The 19,712-nt window shown below is 69.6% G+C and carries 14 protein-coding genes; 11 read left to right on the forward strand and 3 right to left on the reverse strand.

The window, feature by feature from the left end; translation table 11 throughout:
- The first annotated feature begins 143 nt into the window (after positions 1 to 143).
- Both NCG93_RS08695 and NCG93_RS08700 read left to right on the forward strand, forming a co-directional pair.
- Entirely contained in the window at positions 144 to 2,186 is a 2,043-nt protein-coding gene (locus NCG93_RS08695; RefSeq protein WP_194414379.1) for a vWA domain-containing protein, read from the forward strand.
- A gap of 213 nt (positions 2,187 to 2,399) precedes the next feature.
- Positions 2,400 to 2,930, forward strand: coding sequence for a GNAT family N-acetyltransferase (locus NCG93_RS08700; RefSeq protein ID WP_194414378.1), 531 nt, complete (start codon positions 2,400 to 2,402; stop codon positions 2,928 to 2,930).
- 40 nt (positions 2,931 to 2,970) lie between these two features.
- Here NCG93_RS08700 and NCG93_RS08705 read toward each other — a convergent pair whose 3' ends face one another.
- Entirely contained in the window at positions 2,971 to 5,856 is a 2,886-nt protein-coding gene (locus tag NCG93_RS08705; protein ID WP_194414377.1) for an ATP-binding protein, read from the reverse strand.
- Positions 5,857 to 5,982: 126 nt separating this feature from the next.
- On the opposite strand from NCG93_RS08705, the gene NCG93_RS20110 reads away from it, so the two are divergent.
- Entirely contained in the window at positions 5,983 to 9,858 is a 3,876-nt protein-coding gene (locus NCG93_RS20110) for a S8 family serine peptidase (protein WP_194414376.1), read from the forward strand.
- A gap of 75 nt (positions 9,859 to 9,933) precedes the next feature.
- Here NCG93_RS20110 and NCG93_RS08725 read toward each other — a convergent pair whose 3' ends face one another.
- Entirely contained in the window at positions 9,934 to 12,177 is a 2,244-nt protein-coding gene (locus NCG93_RS08725) for a helix-turn-helix domain-containing protein (protein WP_194414375.1), read from the reverse strand.
- 180 nt (positions 12,178 to 12,357) lie between these two features.
- Here NCG93_RS08725 and NCG93_RS08730 point away from each other — a divergent pair, with 180 nt between their 5' ends.
- From NCG93_RS08730 to NCG93_RS08750, 5 genes are all read left to right on the forward strand, one after another.
- A complete protein-coding gene (locus NCG93_RS08730) occupies positions 12,358 to 13,074 on the forward strand; it encodes an alpha/beta fold hydrolase (protein WP_194414374.1) in 717 nt (238 codons plus the stop codon).
- A 46-nt stretch (positions 13,075 to 13,120) separates the two neighbouring features.
- The gene (locus tag NCG93_RS08735) at positions 13,121 to 13,942 is read left to right on the forward strand and encodes an alpha/beta fold hydrolase (protein WP_194414373.1); all 822 of its coding nucleotides are present in this window, start codon (positions 13,121 to 13,123) and stop codon (positions 13,940 to 13,942) included.
- A 141-nt stretch (positions 13,943 to 14,083) separates the two neighbouring features.
- On the forward strand, positions 14,084 to 14,521 hold the full coding sequence (locus NCG93_RS08740) for an SRPBCC family protein (protein WP_194414372.1): 438 nt from the start codon (positions 14,084 to 14,086) through the stop codon (positions 14,519 to 14,521).
- A gap of 329 nt (positions 14,522 to 14,850) precedes the next feature.
- Positions 14,851 to 15,015 carry a hypothetical protein gene (locus tag NCG93_RS08745; RefSeq protein ID WP_194415022.1) on the forward strand — a complete coding sequence of 55 codons (165 nt, stop codon included), beginning with the start codon at positions 14,851 to 14,853 and terminating at the stop codon, positions 15,013 to 15,015.
- 80 nt (positions 15,016 to 15,095) lie between these two features.
- Complete coding sequence (locus NCG93_RS08750; protein WP_194414371.1) at positions 15,096 to 15,410, forward strand: TraR/DksA family transcriptional regulator; 315 nt, start codon at positions 15,096 to 15,098, stop codon at positions 15,408 to 15,410.
- A gap of 174 nt (positions 15,411 to 15,584) precedes the next feature.
- Here NCG93_RS08750 and NCG93_RS08755 read toward each other — a convergent pair whose 3' ends face one another.
- Entirely contained in the window at positions 15,585 to 16,016 is a 432-nt protein-coding gene (locus NCG93_RS08755; RefSeq protein ID WP_194414370.1) for a nuclear transport factor 2 family protein, read from the reverse strand.
- Positions 16,017 to 16,076: 60 nt separating this feature from the next.
- On the opposite strand from NCG93_RS08755, the gene NCG93_RS08760 reads away from it, so the two are divergent.
- The 3 genes from NCG93_RS08760 (at position 16,077) to NCG93_RS08770 (ending at position 19,694) form a co-directional block, all read left to right on the forward strand.
- Positions 16,077 to 16,574, forward strand: a complete 498-nt coding sequence (locus tag NCG93_RS08760; RefSeq protein WP_194414369.1) for a MarR family winged helix-turn-helix transcriptional regulator — start codon at positions 16,077 to 16,079, stop codon at positions 16,572 to 16,574.
- A gap of 371 nt (positions 16,575 to 16,945) precedes the next feature.
- Complete coding sequence (locus tag NCG93_RS08765) at positions 16,946 to 17,962, forward strand: LacI family DNA-binding transcriptional regulator (RefSeq protein ID WP_241741871.1); 1,017 nt, start codon at positions 16,946 to 16,948, stop codon at positions 17,960 to 17,962.
- Positions 17,963 to 18,026: 64 nt separating this feature from the next.
- Positions 18,027 to 19,694, forward strand: a complete 1,668-nt coding sequence (locus NCG93_RS08770) for an ABC transporter substrate-binding protein (RefSeq protein WP_194414368.1) — start codon at positions 18,027 to 18,029, stop codon at positions 19,692 to 19,694.
- Positions 19,695 to 19,712: the final 18 nt, after the last annotated feature.

Consider the following 19,712-nt stretch of genomic DNA (forward strand, 5'->3'; position numbering starts at 1 on the left):
TCGAAGCGCCTTGGCTTCCGGTCGTTGAGCGAGCGAGGACGCTTCGTCTCGCTGGCGCTCGCTAAGCGACCGACTCGCGAGACGCGCAACCGCGGCCCCCGGCATCCGTCGCTCTTCTTCAGCCCGGGAGGAGGCGCCCCGTAATGCCTCGCAGCTTCCACCGCACGCCCGGCCACGCCGCGCGGTACGGGCGCTACACGGGTGGCGATCCGCTCGCGCCGCCGGTCGAGGTGCAGACGGCGCTCGAGGCGATCGGGCAGGACGTGATGGCCGGAACCTCCGCCGAACGGGCGATGCGCGAGTACCTGCGGCGCGGAGACCGTGACCGGGAGGGCCTCGACGACCTCGCCCGGCGGGTGCGCGAGCGCCGGGCCGAGCTGGTGCGGCGGCACCGGCTCGACGGCACGCTCGAGGAGGTCCGCCAGCTGCTGGACCGCGCCGTGCTCGAGGAGCGCAAGCACCTCGTGCGCGACGTGCAGCTCGACGACGACGTCCGCGCCTTCGCCGAGATGCGCCTCGAGAACCTGCCCACCAGCACCGCCGCGGCCGTGAACGAGCTCGCCGACTACGACTGGCAGAGCCCGAGCGCGCGGGCGGACTACGACCGCATCCGCGAACTGCTCGGCCGTGAGCTCCTCGACCAGCGCTTCGCCGGCATGAAGAACGCGCTCGAGAACGCGACGGATGCCGACCGCCAGGCCGTGCGCGACATGCTGAACGACCTCAACGACCTGCTCGAGAAGCGCCGGCTGGGCGACGACACGCAGGAGGACTTCGACGACTTCATGGAGAAGCACGGGGATCAGTTCCCCGAGAATCCGCAGAACCTCGACGAGCTCCTCGATACGCTCGCGGAGCGTTCCGCCGCGGCGCAGCGGATGCTCAACTCCATGACCCCCGAGCAGCGCGACGAGCTCATGAACCTCGCGGCTCAGGCCTTCGGCTCACCTGACCTCATGCAGTCGCTGTCGCGCCTCGACGACAATCTGCGCTCGCTCCGTCCCGGCGAGGACTGGACGGGTTCGGCATCCTTCTCGGGAGACGAGCCGACGGGGCTCGGCGAAGCGACCGGCATCATGCAGGACCTCTCCGACCTCGATTCGCTGACCGATCAGCTGGGCCAGTCGTATCCCGGCGCGCGGATGGACGACATCGACCTCGACGCCATCGAGCGGCTGATCGGCGAGGACGCCGCGGTCAGCGCACGCACGCTTCGCGACCTCGAGCGTGAGTTGAAGGACACCGGGATGCTGCAGCGGGCCTCCGACGGACAGCTCAGGCTCACGCCACGGGCCATGCGGCAGCTGGGGCGGGCGCTCCTCCGCGATATCGCGACCCGGCAGTCGGCTCGCACGGGCGGCCGCGAGACGCGGCATGCGGGTGCGGCCGGCGACCGCACCGGCTCGACGCGCGAGTGGGCGTTCGGCGACACCGAGCCGTGGGACATCCCTCGCACGGTGTCGAACGCCGTCCTCCGGACCGTGCTCGAAGGGGGAGATGCCTCAGCCGGCGTGCGCCTCGAGACGCAGGATGTCGAGGTCGTCGAGACCGAGCAGCGCACGCAGGCCGCCGTCGCCCTGCTCGTCGACACCTCATTCTCGATGGCGCTCGACGGCCGGTGGGTTCCGATGAAGCGCACGGCGCTGGCTCTGCATCACCTCATCTCGTCGCGGTTCCGCGGCGACCAGCTGCAGCTCATCGCGTTCGCGCGCTATGCGGAGGTCATGGACATCGAGCAGCTGACGGCCAAGGACTCCGTCTGGGACAAGGGCACCAATCTGCAGCACGCGCTCATGCTGGCACAGCGGCACTTCCGTCGCCATCCCACGGCGCAGCCGGTGCTGCTCATCGTCACGGATGGCGAGCCGACGGCGCACCTGCGCCCCGACGGTCACGTGCACTTCGCGTATCCGCCCGACCCGCGCACGGTGGCGGCCACCGTGCGCGAGCTCGACACGGTGCACCGGCTCGGCGCGCAGACGACGTTCTTCCGGCTCGGCGACGACCCCGGCCTCGCCCGGTTCGTGGACGCTCTGGCGCGGCGTGCCGAAGCACACGTCGTCGCCCCCGAACTCGACGACCTCGGGCGGGCGGTCGTCGACAGTTACCTGGGCTCGCGGCAGACGGGTCGCGGCTCGCCCGAAGACTTCGGCGACATGCTGCACGGCCGATCCTGGTGGTGGTAGACCGGTTCAGCGATGCGGGTCGCCGCTCGGGTGGCTCAGGTGCTTTCGGATGCCGCGATCGGGGTCATTGCGAGAGCCGGTGGTCAGCGATCACCGCGTCGATCGTTGCCCGCGCCTTGCGTGCGCGTCTTGATCTCAGCGTGGCATCGGGCGCCGACAACGCCGTCCCCTCCGGAACTCCGCGGGCCTTCGGGGCCCTGACAGAATGCCTTCATGCCGCTGGTGCCAGGTGAGGAGCCGTTGGAGTCGGATCGCCTCATCCTGCGGCGCGCGCGTGCGGAGGATGCCGTGGTCTATCGCCGGCTCTGGACCGAGCGTGATCCGCGGGTGCCTCCGCATCGGCGGATCGATGCGGAGGGGCGACCGACCGTCGAGGACATCTCCGCTCAGATCGGTGCTGAGAGCGACGACGCGGGTGTGAGGCTCCTGACGGTGGAGCTGAAAGACACGGCTGAGGTCATCGGCTATTGCGGACTGATCGCCCGCGGGAACGGATCCGCCGACGAGCCCGAGCTGGCCTACGAGCTGGTTCAGGCCGCGCACGATCACGGGTACGCCACGGAGGCCGGGGAAGCTGTCGTCGCCTGGGCGAGGACGGCGGGCTACCGGCGATTGTGGGCCGGCGTCTGGGACTGGAACGCCGCGTCACGCCGAGTCCTGCAGAAGCTCGGGTTCCGTGAGGTCGGCCGGGTGGAACCCGAGTCCGCCCACGGCTACAGCCTGTTGACGGTCAAGGACCTCTGAGGATCCGACGGGCCCGCCGCCGACGAGTCGGGCCGCCCCGTCAGTCGTCGGCCTCGATCTCCAGGACGTCGGCGTCGAGCTCGTCGCGCGAGCGCAGGCCGAGCTTGCGGAGCGCGTTGGACATGTGGGTCTCGACCGTGCGGGGCGACAGGAACATCTCTGCGGCGATCTCGCGATTCGTCCGTCCGGCGGCCGCTCGTCCGACGACCTCGCGCTCGCGTCGCGACAGGTCGTTGCCGTGGGCCGGGCGCCCGCCGCGCCACGGGTAAGGCACCGCAACACCGTGGCGGCGCATCGTCCGGGTGACCCGGGCGATGTCCTGCCGCGCCGCCAGTCGGCCGTAGATGGTCAGTGCCTCGGTCAGGAGGCCCGGGCCGTCGGCGGCCCCGCGGGTGCACCGCCAGTCGCCCAGGCGCTCGGTCGCCTGCGCCGTCACCTGGACCAGGCCTGCCGCGTGGGCCATGCTCCGCGCGCGGGACATCAGCTCCTCGGCGGTGTCACCGCCGCCGTCGAGCTGTGCGATCAGCGCGTCGCACATGGTCACCGCCACCGAGATCGCCGGTGCTTCGACCTGACGGGCGTGCGCGCCGATCGCCTCCACTCTGGCTCGTACGTCGTCGGTCCGGTCCAGTGCGGCCGCGGCATCCACCAGACAGACGAGAGCATCGGCTGCCCAGGTCCACATCCCTTTGCGCTGGATCTGGTCCAGGGCGGCCGCGGCCTCGTCGAAGCCGCCGCCGGCATCGCCCAGGATCAGCCGAACACGGGCCAGTGCGGCGCGCGCCGGGATCAGGGGCCACGCCGTGCCCACCTCTTCGCAGTCGCGGATGAGGTCGGCGAGGCGATCGGCGGCCTCCACGGTGCTGCCGAGCGAGCCGAGCATGAGGCAGTCGAGGTACCGCGCCTCGATGGATGCCGCACCGAATCCGAACGCGCGCGAGGCCAGGTCGTGGGTGCGTTCGGCGAGACCGTCCCAGCGGCCGGCGGCATGGTCCACCATGGCGCAGACGAGTTCGTACACCTCCAGCAGCCGAGGTGAACCCGACCGCTCGGCGATCGACCGCCCCTCGCCCAGCAGCTCGTCGGCCCGCTTCACGTCGCCGATGTGGAGCGCCCCCTGTGCCCAGTTGATCGCGGCTCTCGCGTGCTCCCGAGGCTGAGTGAGCAGGACGATGTCGTGACGGGCCGACTCGATCAGCTCCCACGCGGACGGATCGCCCTGCTCCAGAAGGAGCGATGCCCGCGCGATGCGCACACCGAGCTCGACCTCCGGCGATCCGGCTCGCCTCGCCGCCTCTTCCGCCTGAACGGATCGGGCGAGATGCACCTCGAGGGGCACGTCTACCACGGTCTCGGGAGCCGCCAGCACGGCCAGCGCGCGCGCCTGGAGGTCGGGCCGGTCGTAGAGGTCGTCGACCGCACGCTCGATCTCGCCGTAGCCGTCGCGGGCGAAGCCCTGCTGTCGGTACAGCCGGCCGAGCGCGAACCGCAGTTCGCCTCGAGCCGCCTGCGTCAGCTGCTGACTGTCGAGCAGTCGGGTGATGATCGGCGCGGCCTCGGCGTGGGCCAACCCGTCGACCGCCACACGCCCGAGTTTCGTCGCGATGCGCACCCGGTCGTCGAGCGAGAGGGCCGCCATGTCGACGGTGGCCTCGCGCAGGAACTCGGCGGCCGCCGCCTCGTTCCCGTGACGCACCGCCTCGTCCGCCGCGGCCTCGGCCCACTGCACGAACTCCCTGATCCGGCCGGCGCGCTGGTAGTGGTGTGCGATCCTCGCCGAGTACATCGGGTCGTTCCGCTCCTCGAGCACCAGCGCGACGCGGGCGTGCCACCACTGGCGGATCGGCAGGGGCGTCGCCTCGTAGACGATCTGCTGGGCGAGGACGTGGCGGAAGCGGATGCGCCCCTCGTGTTCGTGCAGGAGGCCGGCCGCGTGGGCCGACGTGAGAGCCGCCGCCACCTGCCGCCCGTCGTACTCGGTGACCTCCGCGAGGAGCGCGGGATCGATCGCGAGATCGATCACGGCCGCGGCGTCGATCATCTCCCGCGCACTCGCGTCCAGGGTGGTCAGCCGCTGGACGACGACATCGCGAAGCGCGGTGGAGACGGACAGCGCCGCCAGCGCGTCGGGGTGACTGGGGATCTCCGCGGCGGGGAGCCGCGCCAGCAAGGTCCGGAGGACCTCTTCGACGACGAAGGGCACGCCGCCGGTGACCTCGTACAGTCCGGCCGCGATCGCATCGGGCACGTCGACGCCCAGCAGATGGCGGGAGAGCTCGCCGACTTCGGCGACGTCGAGGGGTGCGAGCCGGACGCTCTTGGTGCGGCCGGCGGGTGCCCGCGCGAACGCCTCGCCGACGGGAGTGGTCCCGAGATCCGTGCGACTGGTGACGATGACGGTGAGGTTCGCGGGCTGGTGCGCGATGAGATACGCGAGGAAGTCGAATGTCACCGTGTCGGCCCAGTGCAGATCCTCGAGGACCAGGACCGCGGGGGAAACGTGCTCGAGCAGCTCCGTCGCCGCACGGAAGATCTGGTGCCGCGCCTCACGCTGATCCGCCGGCCGCTCCGGCGGAGCCGGCAGACGATCGGCGATCTCCGGCACCAGGGGAGCGAGGCTTCCCACGACGGGGCTGAGGCGGTCGGTCTCGATGAGGTCGCCATGGTGCTGGAACGCGTCGAGCACCGGCCCCAAGGGGAACGGGTCATGGAGCTGCTGACAATGACCGATGAGTAACGCGGAGGTGTCGGGCACGGCGGCCAGAAGCTCGCGGACCAGGCGGCTCTTGCCGATTCCGGCTTCACCTTGGATGACGATGAGGGCCGGAGGAGCGGAAACAGCAGCGGTCAGGGCAGTGAACTCCGCGTGACGACCGACCAGCACAGGCGACACCCCGCCTGCGGGTGGAGCGGATTGCTGGGGCATGACTGCCATTCCCTCGGGTGGGGCGGAAGCAAAAGTCAGTGTAGGTCACGGATGCCGGCACCATTCACCCGTCCGTAACCTGCAACGCAAGGTGTGAATCGAATCATCCGTGCGCGAGGAGCGACAGTGACCAGACTTCTGAGACAACGAGAGCGGCGATTCACGCCGCAGCGACTGACGATCGCCCTGGCAACCGTCGTCGCGTTGACGGCGACGGCGGCCCCTGCCGGCGCCTTCGCGGCTCCGCCGGCTGCGGCCCCCGTGGAGGAGCCGGGCGGGCGCAGCGGCGGCGTGGAGGTGACCACGGCCGAGGATGCGGCGGCCGCCACCGCACCTGCGGGTGAACCTCAGACGTATGTGGTCCAGATGTCCCTCGCGCCCGTCATCGCGTACGACGGCGGCCAGGCAGGGCTGAAGGCGACGAAACCCCACGGTGGCGCGAAGGTCGATCCGGCCGACCCCGCGGTGGAGGCGTACAGCAAGCACCTCAAGGGCAAGCAGCGTGCAGCTCTCGCGAAGGTGAAGGCGGGTGACCCGTCGTACGACTACGTCTACAGCTTCAACGGATTCGCGGCCGAGCTCACCCCCGCGCAGGCTGTCGAACTCGAGGCCCAGCCCGACGTGGTGTCGGTGCATCCGGATGAGAAGGTCGAGGCGGACACGTCGTCGACGCCGAGCTTCCTGGGACTGGACGGCGAAGACGGCCTGTGGGGCCAGCTCGGCGGACCCACCGGAGGCAAGAAGTCACCGGGAGCCGGCGAGGACATCGTCATCGGCGTCATCGACAGCGGCATCTGGCCCGAGGTTCGCAGCTTCTCCGACCGGGACGAGTCGAAGAAGCTCATGTACCAGGGCCAGCCGAAGGGCTTCCGCGGCACGTGCGCGTCGGCCAAGACGGTCGGCGACGACTCGTGGGACGCCAACCTGTGCAACAAAAAGCTGGTCACCGCCCAGTACTTCAACGCCGCATGGGGCGGGAACGACGGCGTGAAGCAGCAGCTGCCGTGGGAGTTCCTCTCGCCTCGCGACTACAACGGGCACGGCACCCACACCGCGTCGACGGCCGGCGGCAACTACGGCGTCGACGTGACCGGACCGGCCGCACCGTTCGGGGAGATCTCCGGCATCGCACCGCGGGCGCGCATCGCGTCGTACAAGGCGCTGTGGTCCGCCGAGGACGGCTCGACCGCGAACGGCTACACCTCCGACATGGTCGCCGCCATCGACAAGGCCGTGGCCGACGGCGTCGACGTCATCAACTACTCCGTGTCGGGATCCAGCACGGACTTCCTCGAGCCCACCGAGGCGGCGTTCCTGAACGCGGCGGCGGCGGGCATCTTCGTTTCGGCATCGGCCGGCAACGACGGCCCCGACGCGGCCACGGTCGCACACCCCGGCCCGTGGCTGACCACCGTCGCGGCGGGAACCCACGACCGCACGACGACGGGTGCCGTGGTCCTGGGCAACGGCGCGCGCTATGAGGGCGTCTCGCTCAGCGGTTCGGTCGTCGGCCCCGTCCCGCTGATCACGGGAGCCGCTGCACGCGCTGCCGGCGCCTCGGCCGTCTCGGCTCTGCGCTGCTATCCGGCGAGTGCCAACAACGGCAAGCCGGGCCTGGACCCTGCCAAGGTCGCCGGCAAGATCGTCGTGTGCGAGCGCGGCGGCGACATCGCCCGCGTCGATTCTTCGCGCGCGGTGGCCGAAGCGGGCGGCGTCGGCATGGTGTTCGTGAACGCGTACGAGAACTCGCTCAACGCCGACTTCCACTCGGTGCCCACGGTGCATCTGCAGGACGCTGTCGCGGGCCCGATCAACGCCTACGCGGCGACCGCCGGAGCGACCGCGACCATCGAGAAGGCCGTCATCGCGAACGGGGCGCCCGCGCCTTACACGGCGGAGTTCTCGTCTCGCGGTCCGCTCGTCGCCGGCAACGGCGATGTGCTGAAGCCGGATGTGATCGCTCCGGGACAGGACATCCTGGCGGCGGTGGCCCCTCCGGGTCAGGGCGGCAAGGAGTTCAACCTGATGAGCGGCACGTCGATGGCGGCGCCGCACGTCACGGGACTGGCCGCCCTGCTGCTGGACCTGCACCCCGATTGGTCGCCGATGGCGATCAAGTCGGCGCTGATGACCTCCGGGTCGGACGTGCGGGACGGCGAGTCGTCGGACGACCCGAACCTGATCTTCAAGCAGGGAGCGGGACACGTGCAGCCCACGAGCGCGGCCGATCCGGGCCTCGTCTACGACAGCGGGGTCAACGACTGGATGGCGTTCCTCTGCGGCTCCACCCCGAGCGTGGCGGACGACGTCTGCGACGGCCTCGAGGCGGACGGTCGCTCGCTCGACCCGAGCGACCTGAACACGCCGTCGATCGGCATCGGTCTCCTGGACGGTGAGCAGACCGTCACTCGCACGGTGACCAACGTCGACGACCAGCCGGCGACGTACACGGCGTCGGTCAGCGGCCTCGCCGGAGTGGCTGTCACGGTCGAGCCGAGCACACTCACCGTCGCACCGGGAGAGAGCGCGTCGTACACCGTCACCTTCGCGGTCGGCGATGACACCGCCATGTTCGACTACCTTGCGGGCCAGCTCTCGTGGACCGACGGCAGCCACACGGTGAGGTCTCCGATCGTGCTGCGCGCGAAGCAGCCGGGTGACGAGGACTGGTCTGCGCGTTACGACGGCGCCGCCGGCCAGTTCGGCAACTCGACGGATGTCGGCAACGAGGTTCTCGTGCACCCCGACGGCTCGCGCGTCTACATGAGCGGATTCAGCCGGCCCGGGTCGGCAGGCGGGCTGGTGAGCGACTTCCTCACCGCTGCGTACGACCCCGAGACGGGCAAGGTGCTCTGGCAGGAGCAGTGGGATGCCTCGAACAACGGCGGGAGCGACGAACCGGCGGGCTTCGGAATGAGCCCTGACGGGGACACCCTGTATGTCGCCGGAACCAGCGGCGGCGACTACCTGACCGTGGCGTACGACGGCGCGACGGGGAAGCGGCTGTGGGAGACGCGTCTGGACGGTCCGGGCGCGGCCGGTGATTCGCTCAACGACCTCGTCGTGAGCCCTGACGGTGCGACCGTCTATGTCACCGGGTACCAGAACATGGGCGGGCCCGACCTCGACTACGCCACCGTGGCCTACGACGCCGGGACCGGTGAGCAGCGGTGGCTGACTCGCTTCGACGACCCCGTGGCCGGCACGGACGATCCGCGTGCCATCGCGGTGAGCGAGGACGGTTCGACGGTGGTGGTCACCGGGCAGAGCCGCGGCGAAGGCACCGGTCTCACGGATTGGGGCACCGTCGCGTACGATGCCGCGACCGGTGAAGAGCGGTGGCAGGTGCTGCGCAACGGCTCGGCCAACGAGATCGACATCTCGAACAACGTCGTCATCGCCGGTGACACGGTGATCGTCGCGGGCTCCGTGGGCAACACCGACCGCCAGGCCGATTGGGAGACCGTGGCCTACGACCTGGCGACCGGTGAGGAGCGCTGGGCGAAGGGCAATGGCGAGGCGCTCACGGACGTGCCGCAGGCGCTCGCCCTGACGCCGGACGGCGGCACGGTGGTGGTCGCGGGCAATGTGGAAGGCAGCGCCGACATGGACTACTCCACGATCGCCTACAACGTGGCCGACGGTGAGCAGCTGTGGGCCACGCGGTACGACGGCACCGCGCACGGCAGCGACGTCGCCTACGACGTCGCGCTCACCGCCGACGGCACCCGCGCCGTCGTGACGGGCGAGTCGAGGAACGCCGACACCGGCTGGGACTACGTCACCATCGCGTACGACATGAGCACCGGTGAGCAGATCTGGTCGGCAGGGTACGACGCGGTAGGCGCGAGCGACGGGGGCAACGGCGTGGCGGTCGACCAGACGGCCGACGGCAAGCGACGTGTGTTCGTCACCGGAGCCAGCACCATCGCGTTCAGCTCCGTCGGGGTCGACAGCAACATCGACGCCGCGACGGTGGCCTACCTCGACGCGTTCGAGTAGGCGACCGCAGCCCGACCATGGCGCGGCCGCCGGGAGAGGATCCGTTCCTCGCCCGGCGGTCGCGCCGTTTCGGCGTCACCCCGGGATGGCGTCCAACGCGGCACGGACCTCGTCGAGCCACGCGGCGGAGCGCGCCCCGGCTCCCAGCGCGAGCGCGGTCGCCAGGTCGGCGCGCGCCTCGTCCACGCGACCCAGCCCGAGCTGCGCCAGACCACGGTGCCGGTGTGCCGAGGCGTGCCCGCTCTGGAACTCCGCCGACGAACCGATCGCCAGAGCAGCGGATGCCGCGGCGAGAGCCTCCTCGTGCCGATCGAGCTGCAGCAGCCCGTAGGCGATGACCGCGTGGGCGTTGGCCTCCGTCAGACCACGGATGCTGGCCGGCAGTTCGTCGCCGACGCGCTGCACGAACTCGAGCAGCTCGCGGTGCTCGCCGATGGCCGCTTCGGGCTCGTAGCGGCTGCGGATGCTCGCCCCGATCGAACGCGCCTGCAGCTCGCCTTCGACATCGCCGGCGGCGGCGAAGTCGTGCACCGCGGCATCCGCATATCCGTGGGCCACATCGAACTCGCGCACGTTCAGCATGCTCCAAGCGAGGTAGAAGTTCGCCCAGCCGCTCTGCTGCACATCGCCGGCACGCCGCGCGGCGCGCAGGGCCGCATCGGCCGTGGTGCGCGCCTGCGCGGGATCGAAGGTCTCGACGAGCTGCGCCCATGCGAGGTACCCGAGATGCCGCGCCTGCTGCGCCGGGTCGTCGAGCGCCGCGGCCGCTGCCGCAGACGTGGCGAAGACCTCGTGCCAGCGTCCCCAGGCACGCCAGAGGTCCGAGAACCAGTGCAGCGAGTCGGCGACCGTCAGCACCGTGGCGTGGTCCCCGCGGGCGGCCGCCGCCTGGTACGCCGCGAACCAGTGCTCCGCCTCGGTGATCAGCCAGGCCCGCGCTTCGTCGTTCGACGAAAACGTGAGCCGGCCGTCCACCGGCGGCGCATCGGGCGGCCGCGGCTCGAATCGCGAGCCGGCGGTGAGCGCCGTGGCGAGCAGCCAGCCCCGCAGCCGGCGCCGTTCCGCCGAGATCGCGTCTGAGGTCTCCTCCGCGCGGAGCCGGGATGCCGCGTACAGGCGCAGCAGATCGTGCAGGCGGTAGCGGTCGCCGCGGAGCGTCTCCACCAGCCCGAGACCGGCGAGTCCGTCGAGCAGGTCCTCGGCCTCGTCCACATCCAGGTCGCCGACCGCGCCCGCGAGCCGGGCGTCGAACGAGGGACCGTCGACGAGCGACAGCCGGCGGAACAGGGTTCGGGCGGGTGCCGAGAGGTGCTCGTACGAGAGCGCGAACGTCGACTCCATGGCGAGGTCGCCGGCGGCCAGGGCGCTCAGGCGTCGCTCTTCCCTGCGCAGCCGTCGCAGGAAGTCCTCGACCGTCCACGACGGCTGGGTCGCCAGGCGGTTGCCCGCGATGCGGAGGGCGAGCGGGATGTCGTCGCAGAATCGGGCCAGCTCGTCGAGGTCGCCGGTCTCCGCCTGCGCGGCGGGGATGATCCGCCGGAGGAACGCGATGCCCTCCTGCCGGGGCAGCGGACCGATCGTGAGCCGCCGGGCCGACTCGAGTCCGGCGAGTGCGCGACGCGACGTGACCACGACGGCGCCCTGGCCCGCCGAGGTCAGCACGGGCCGCACCTGCGCTTCGTTCGCGGCATCGTCGAGCAGGATGGCGACAGCGGACGCCTCGGCCGCCGTACGCCAAGCCGCCGCTGCCTCGCCCAGCTTCTTGGGCACATCGGGATCACCTGTCAGCTGCCGGAGCAGCGCCTGCAGCACCTGCAGCGGCGTCAGAGGCACGGCATCGAGCCCGCCGAGGTCGACGAACAGCCGTATGGGCGCAAGCGTCGCGCAGCGGTGGAGCGCCTCGATCGCGATGGAGGTCTTTCCCACTCCGGGGGCGCCGTGCAGCACGACGGGCGCCGCGGGACCGCCGGCCGCACCGGTGGGGTCCAGCTGCGCGACGACGCTGAGGATCTCGGACTCCCGGCCCGTGAAGTCCGCGAGGCGGTGCGGTTCGATGTCGACGGAGCGAGCGTCGGGCGTGGCCGGCTTTCTGCCGGCCCGGGCAGATGCGAGAAACCGCTCGCGTTCGCCGGCCTGCAGCTTCAGCGCATCGGCAAGGGCGAGCATCGTGCCGCGGCGCGGACCGAGGCTGATGCCGCGTTCGATGTCGCTGATGGTGCGGTCGCTCACGCCAGATCGTTCGGCGAGTCCTTCGAGCGTGAGGTCGGCGTCACGGCGGTGCTGTCGGAGCAGTTCTTGCAGAGGTACCGCTGAGTTCATCGGCGGGAAAGCTGCGGATTCGAATCTGCGTGAAAACTTCGTGGTGCCCAGCGGGGCGATGGACTCGAATTGCACGTACTGACCACAGTCCGAGGGTCTCAGCGTTGCGCCTCTCTGCAAAATCCCCGCCGGACGGTTCTCCTATCCCGCCGCCCGGCACCACAGAGAAAGAGAGAACCCATGTCGGATTCCCCCACCATCGTGCTCGTCCACGGCGCCTTCGCCGACGCCGCCAGCTGGGCGCCCGTCACGCGTCGCCTCCTCGACGACGGCTACACCGTCCTCGTGCCGCCCGTCTTCAACCGCAGCCTCTCGGGCGACTCGGCGTACCTCAAGTCGTTCGTCGAGCAGATCGACGGCCCGGTGCTGCTGGCCGGCCACTCCTACGGCGGTGCCGTGATCACGGTCGCCGGCGTCGCCGAGAACGTCGTCGGTCTGGTCTACGTGTCGGGCTACGCGCTCGACGAGGGCGAGAGCCTGGGGCAGCTGCAGGGCGGCTTCCCCGACTCCGAGCTCGCCGCCAACCTGGTGTACGCGCCCTACCCCGTCGACGGCGGAGAGCCCGGCACCGACGTTTCGGTCAAGATCGACGCCTTCCCGCAGGTCTTCGCCGCCGGTGTCGACCCCGAGACGGCTCGCGTTCTCGCCGTCTCGCAGCGCCCGCTCTCGGCGGTCGCATTCGGCGAGCCGGCTCCGGTCGCCGCATGGAAGACGAAGCCCTCGTGGGGCATCGTCTCGAGCGCCGACCACACCATCAACCCCGATGTCGAGCGCTTCGGCTACCAGCGCGCCGGCGTGCGCAAGGTCGTCGAGATCGATGCGCCGCACCTCGTGATGCAGACCCATCCCGCCGAGGTCGCGGCCGTCATCACCGACGCCATCGCCGAGCTGGCGTGACCCCGCACCCGACCCATCCACTCATCACAACAGACGGAGCACACTGATGCCGTACATCACCACCGCAGACGGAACGCAGATCTACTACACCGACCAGGGCTCGGGACAGCCGGTCATCCTGAGCCACGGCTGGCCGCTGAGCTCGGACGCCTGGCAGGTCGAGCTGAAGCTGCTCGCCGACCACGGCTACCGCGCCATCGCGCACGACCGCCGCGGTCATGGCCGATCGTCGCAGCCCTGGCAGGGCAACGACATGGACACCTACGCGCGTGACCTCGCCGAGCTCGTCGAGCAGCTCGACCTGCACGACATCGTGCTCATCGGCCACTCCACCGGTGGCGGCGAGGTCGTGCGGTACGCCGCGCAGCACGGCGTCGGCCGGGTGGCGAAGATCGTGACGGCCGGCGCGGTGCCGCCCGTCATGGTGAAGTCGGAGTCGAACCCCGACGGCCTGCCGATCGAGGCGTTCGACGCGATTCGCGAGGGCGTGCTGAAGGACCGCTCGCAGTTCTACCAGGACCTCTCCGTGCCGTTCTTCGGCGCGAACCGCGAAGGCTCGAAGGTGTCGCAGGGCGCGCGCGACGACTTCTGGCGCCAGGGCATGCTCGTGGGCCTCAAGGCTGCCTACGACTGCGTCGCCGCGTTCTCCGAGACGGACTTCACCGAAGACCTGAAGGCGCTCGACGTGCCGATCCTCCTCGCGCACGGCGACGACGACCAGATCGTGCCGATCGCGGATGCCGCGGTCAAGAGCATCGAGCTCGTCAAGCACGGCGAGCTGAAGGTCTACGCCGGCGCTCCCCACGGCATCGCGGGGGAGTACCAGGAGCAGCTGGACGCCGACATCCTGGCGTTCCTCGTGAAGTGACCTCGCACAGCGCGACCGCGTGGTGACCGGCGGGCCGCGCTGCGAGAAGCGATGACGGATGCCGCAGCCCAGGGCTGCGGCATCCGTCATCGTCCTTCGATTCGGGCGACGATGTCGAGGGTCGGCGATACGATTCGTCGCATGGCCGAGGAGCCCGCGTCATCCATCACCGTCTATCACCACTTCGATGCCGGCCAGAGCGCCGTGTGGCGGGCGTGGACGGATCCGGCGATCGTCAGTCGCTGGTGGGGCTCCGATCCCGACGGCGTCGTGACGTCCGCAGCGCTCGACGTGCGACCGGGCGGCCGTTTCGCCATCTCGTTCCAGGACTCCAGCGGCGACGTGCACACCAGCACGGGGGAGTACCTCCGCGTCGAGGAACCGACCGAGTTGGAGTTCACGTGGTCGTGGCTCAGCGAGACCAACCCCCCGTCACGGGTGAGCGTGGTCTTCGCGACGGATGACACCGGGACGCGGATGCGCTTCGTTCACGGCGAGCTTCGGGGCGGCTCGGATCACGATTACGCCGATGGCTGGCGACGCACGTTCGCGAAGCTGGACCGCGTGCTCGCGGAGTAGCCGTAGGGCGTCCCGAGCGTGCGCGGGCCCATCGCAACGAGGTGCCCGCGTCGTTCGTCAACCGGACGCGCCCTTGCGTGGTTTGACGAACGCCCGTGACTCCTGGGCCGAGCGCTTCTCGGCGCGCTTCTCCTTGAGCGATGACTGGGCGACCTTCTTCCCGGCGTGTGCTCGCGGTGATCTTCCTGACATGATGACTCGCTTCCCCTGGTTGGCTGGCGGGTGAACCCCCGACCATAGCCGTCTTCCAGCGGAAGTCAATTCCGTGCACTGAGGCATGGAAATCCCGCTGACTTGCCTTTTTCTGGAACCGGGCTATGGTGATGGCCATGATCACGATCGTCCACGAGCACCGTACGGAGCGTCTCACCGACGCCTCCGTGGTGACGGCAGTGGTCGACATCGCGGGTGCCCGACACGAGGTCCTGCCGCCCCGGCGGACCGGCGCGGATGGACTGTTCGTGCAGTCCACCCGTCGCGTCGCGCCCCCGTAGGACCGATTCCATCCATCGGTCCAACCGGACAACAGCGCGTCGCACATGCGGCGCTTTTTTTGTACCCGAGGAGCACAACCATGAAGATCCCCACCACCGACTCCATCGCCCTCGGCGGCGTCCAGCGCGAGCTCGAGCGGCAGCTCGAGGAACGGCTCGCCGTCCTCGAGGAGCTCCAGCCGTTCGCCCTGCCGAGCGTCGATCCCGTCGCCTACCAGACGTCGGCATCCCACCGCGTTGCGATCGGGCAGATCACCGCGGCGCTGAACCGGATCGCTGCCGGTACCTACGGGCTGTGCACCCGGTGCGGTCGGCCGATCGCGGCCGCGCGGCTCGAGGTCCTCCCATACGCGGCGGCGTGCATCGAGTGCCAGAGCCATGCCGAAGCCGCGTAGCCGCAAGCCCTTCGCCATCCCGTCGCTGGCACCGGTCGGCCACGTCCGGACCGTCGACAGTCATCGGGGAGCGGCATCCATGACGTCGCTCCCTGCTCGGGTTCTTGTGGGAATGGGCCATCTCCTTCGTCCGCGGTGACGCGTTCGACCCGGCGCCGCGAGACCGATGCCCCTTCACGGGGCGAAGGGCTCGTAGCAGTCGAAGGTCTCCTGCGCCACGATCGCGCCGTCACGGATGGTGAGAATCGCCGCGACGTGCGCGGTGAGTTCCTGACCCGCCGAGAACGGGCCGGCCGAGGCGCCGACCACTCCGCGCCAGGTCACCCGCGCGGCCGCCCGGTCCCCGTCGACGATGACGTCATGAACGGTGAACGTCTGTTCCCGCAAGAGCGCTTTGCCGCGCTGGAACCCCCGCAGAGTTTGGGCCAGGTCACGCTGCGCACCGCGGGGGACCAGGGCGTTCGGGTGTTCGGTGATGGTGACATCGTCCGCGAGCAGTCGGCGAAGATCGTCGTCGCGGGAGGACAGATCCGAGACGACCCGGTAGTAGTCGCGCACAAGCTGTTCGACGTCGTCACGCGCTGTCGTCGGGTTCGTTCCGCTCATGCGAGGAGTATTACACAACCATGGTTGTGTAATCTAGGCGTCGTGACGGAGGAAGACGGCATGGACAGCGACTCAGGTCTCTCGTCGCCCGTGGTCGCCGGCGATCTGGATACCGCGACGCTGCTGTCGCTCGCCGGTTCGCTGGCGAACCGCGCCGTCGTCACGGCGCTGGCAGCACACGGGTACAACGTCACCCGTGCACACGGCTTCATCTTCCAGCGCTTGCTGGCCGGTGATCAGACGGTCACGGCGCTGGCCGCCGATCTGCGCATCACGCAGCAGGGAGCATCGAAGCACGTGGCGGAGCTGGAGCGCCTCGGGCTCGTCACGAGGCAGGTCGCGCCAGATGACCGGCGCGCTCGCACGGTGGCACTCACCGAACGAGGGCGAGAAGTGATCCGCTTGGCCAGGGGTGCCCGCCTCCAGTTCGAGGAGCACCTGCAGTCGCTCGTCGGAGCGGAGATGCTCGCCAACACCCGCCGTGTCCTGGCCCGGCTCCTCGATGATGCGGGAACGTCCGCGCACATCGCCGATCGGAGCATCCCTTGGGAGGGGTGATCACGGGTGGTATCGCCACCCCGCCCGACGAGTCGATGCACCGCCTGTTGATGTTCACCCCGAACTCGCATCAGCCGCCGAACAGGCCGTGCAGCTCTTGGCTTGAGAACTCGACCAACCCTTGACGCCCGCCACATGGCGACCAATGGCCAGCGGCGCGCTGTGGTGCCCGCGGGCTCATAGCGGTCAGGCAAAGCCGCTCCGCACCGCTCGCTGCCGGGCGGAGCACTGACTCGGCCTTCCCTGCTGCGCGGCGCTCGCCGATAGGTCTTCGAAGAAAGAGTTGCGCCCAGCCGCTAACTCGCGTTAGTCTCCAATCACCCCGAACTCACGCGCGTTAGTTCGCCGCGCATCCAATGGAGGAAGACGAGATGTCAGAGACGACCCGACGGGCGGTGACGATGGCGGATGTCGCGCGTCACGCCGGTGTCTCGCGTTCGGCAGTCTCGTTCGTGCTCAATGATCGACGCTCGGTCAGCATCGCGGAGGACACCCGCGATCGCGTGTTGGCCGCCGCGGCCGAACTCGGTTATCGGCCGAACGCGGGCGCGCGCGCACTCGCCAAGAAGCAGAGCGACTGGTACGGCCTCGTCACGGAGATCGTGACGGCGCCGTTCGCCGTGGACATCATCAAGGGCGCGCAGGATCGCGCCCTCGTCGATGAGAAGTACCTGCTGATCGCGTCCATCGAGTCCGACCCCGCCGCAGAGACGGCTGCCATCGAACGGCTGCTCGAGCAGCGCGTCGAAGGACTCCTGTACGCCGCGACCTGGCATCGAGCAGTCGAGCTTCCCGAGATCGCACGCGAAGTGCCGACCGTTCTCGTCAACTGCTTCGATGTCGAGGGCCGGTATCCGGCCATCGTCCCCGACGAGCGCACGGGTGGCCGTCGGGCGACCGAGCGCCTCCTCGCATCCGGGCACCGCCGGATCGGGTTCATCAACCTCGATCCCGACATCCCGGCCGCCGTCGGCCGGCGGGTCGGCCATCACGAGGCGCTGCGCGAGGCCGGGATCGCGCTAGACGAGAACCTGGAGATCTCGGGGCACGCGACCGCCGACGGCGGATATGCGGCAGCATCCGTTCTCCTGGATCTCACCGATCCGCCGACCGCCATCTTCTGCGCCAATGACCGGATGGCGATGGGTGCATACGACGCGATCAAAGAACGCGGCCTGCGCATTCCCCAGGACATCGCCGTCATCGGGTTCGACAATCAGGAGCTCATCGCGGCCTACCTGAGACCGGGCCTGACGACGGTGGCACTGCCCTTCGAACAGATGGGCGCACGCGGCGTGGACCTCCTCGCCGCGATCATCGCGGGTCAGTCGACCGGCACGGGAACCGTGACGGTCGACTGCCCGCTCCTAGAACGCGCGTCGGTGTGACTGGACATCTCGTCCGACGCGCAGCCCCTTCGGCTTCAACGAAGAAGAAAGGAACACCCTCATCATGACAGTTCACCGCAAAGCGGCGCTCATCGCCGTCACGGTGGCGGCGACCGCCGCGCTCGCGCTCTCGGGCTGCAGCGCCGGCGGAAGCGAGTCCGCGGACTCGCTGGACGGTACCCAGCTGCTGACGATCCCCCGTGAAGACATGGGGACGTTCGACCGCAATTTCAACCCGTTCGCCAACCCCGAGTTCCCGATGACGCAGCAGGCGATCTACGAGTCGATGCTCGTCTACAACCCCGCCGACGGATCGACCACCCCGTGGCTGGCGACGGAATGGGAGGTCGCGCCCGACAGCACCGGCATCACCTACCACCTGCGCGACGGAGTCAAGTGGTCAGACGGTGAGCCGTTCGTCGCCGACGACGTCGTGGTGTCGTTCGACCTGCAGCGGGAGGTCCGCGGCGGATTCGACTACATCGAGTCCGTGACAGCGGTCGACCCGCTGACGGTTCAGTTCGACTTCAACGAGCCGTTCTCTCCTGCGCTGCTCGATATCGGCCAGCAGGTGATCGCTCCCGCCCACATCTGGAACGACGTCGACGACCCCACCAAGTTCGCCAACGAAGAACCCGTGGGGACGGGGCCGTACACAGAGGTCACCAACTTCCAGGCGCAGTCCTTCGACCTCGGTAAGAACCCGAACTACTGGCAGCCCGAGAAGCAGCAGATCGAGGGCATCCGTATGCTCGCGTTCTCCGGCAACGACGGCGCGAACCTCGCCGCCGCGAACGGCGACGTCGACTGGGCTCCCCAGTTCATTCCGAACATCGACGAGGCCTACGTCGCGAAGGACCCCGACCACCGGTTCTTCTGGTTCCCGCCGACCGGATCGATGATCAACTGGCAGTTCAACACCGCCAAGGCGCCGTTCGACGATGCCAACGTGCGCAAGGCGCTGTCGATGGCTGTCGACCGCAAGCAGGTCACCGAGATCGGCATGCAGGGCTACACCTTCCCTGCCGACTGCACGGGGCTGACCGGATCCTACGACGCCTGGCGCGACGAGGCCGTCGTGGACTCGTGCACGTGGACGGAGCGCGATCTCGAAGGCGCGGGAGAGCTCCTGGATGCCGCGGGCATCACCCTCGGCGCAGACGGCGAGCGCCTCCTTCCCGACGGATCGCCGTTCGCCTTCGACTTCTCGGTCGGCTCCACCTCGAGCGACTGGGTGTCGGTGGGCAACGTCATCGCGCAGAACCTCGCCGAGCTCGGCGTGACGGTCACGGTCGCCGCGAAGGACTGGGGCGATGTCGTTGCGGGGTATGAGAACGGCACCTTCGAGTCCGGCATCGTCTGGAGCGCGAACGCGCCGACGCCGTACCAGTTCTACCGCGGCGTCATGTCGACCGAGACGGTCAAGCCCGTCGGCGAGCAGACGTTCGACAACTACCACCGCTTCGGCAGCGAAGAGGCCGACGCTCTCCTCGCGCAGTTCGCCGCGGCATCCGACGAACCCACGCAGCACGAGATCATGAACGAGCTGCAGGCCCTCTTCGCCGACGTCGCACCTGTTGCGCCGCTCTTCCCCGGCCCGGAGTGGGGTGCGGCGAGCACCGCACGGTTCACCGGCTGGCCCACCGAAGACGACCCGTACGCGACGCTCTCGACGCGCTCGCGGACGACGGTGCTGGTTCTCACCAGCCTCGAACCTGTCGTCACGGACTGACACACCGCGTCGTCCTGC

Source organism: Microbacterium yannicii (genome assembly GCF_024055635.1).
Classification (GTDB): domain Bacteria; phylum Actinomycetota; class Actinomycetes; order Actinomycetales; family Microbacteriaceae; genus Microbacterium; species Microbacterium yannicii.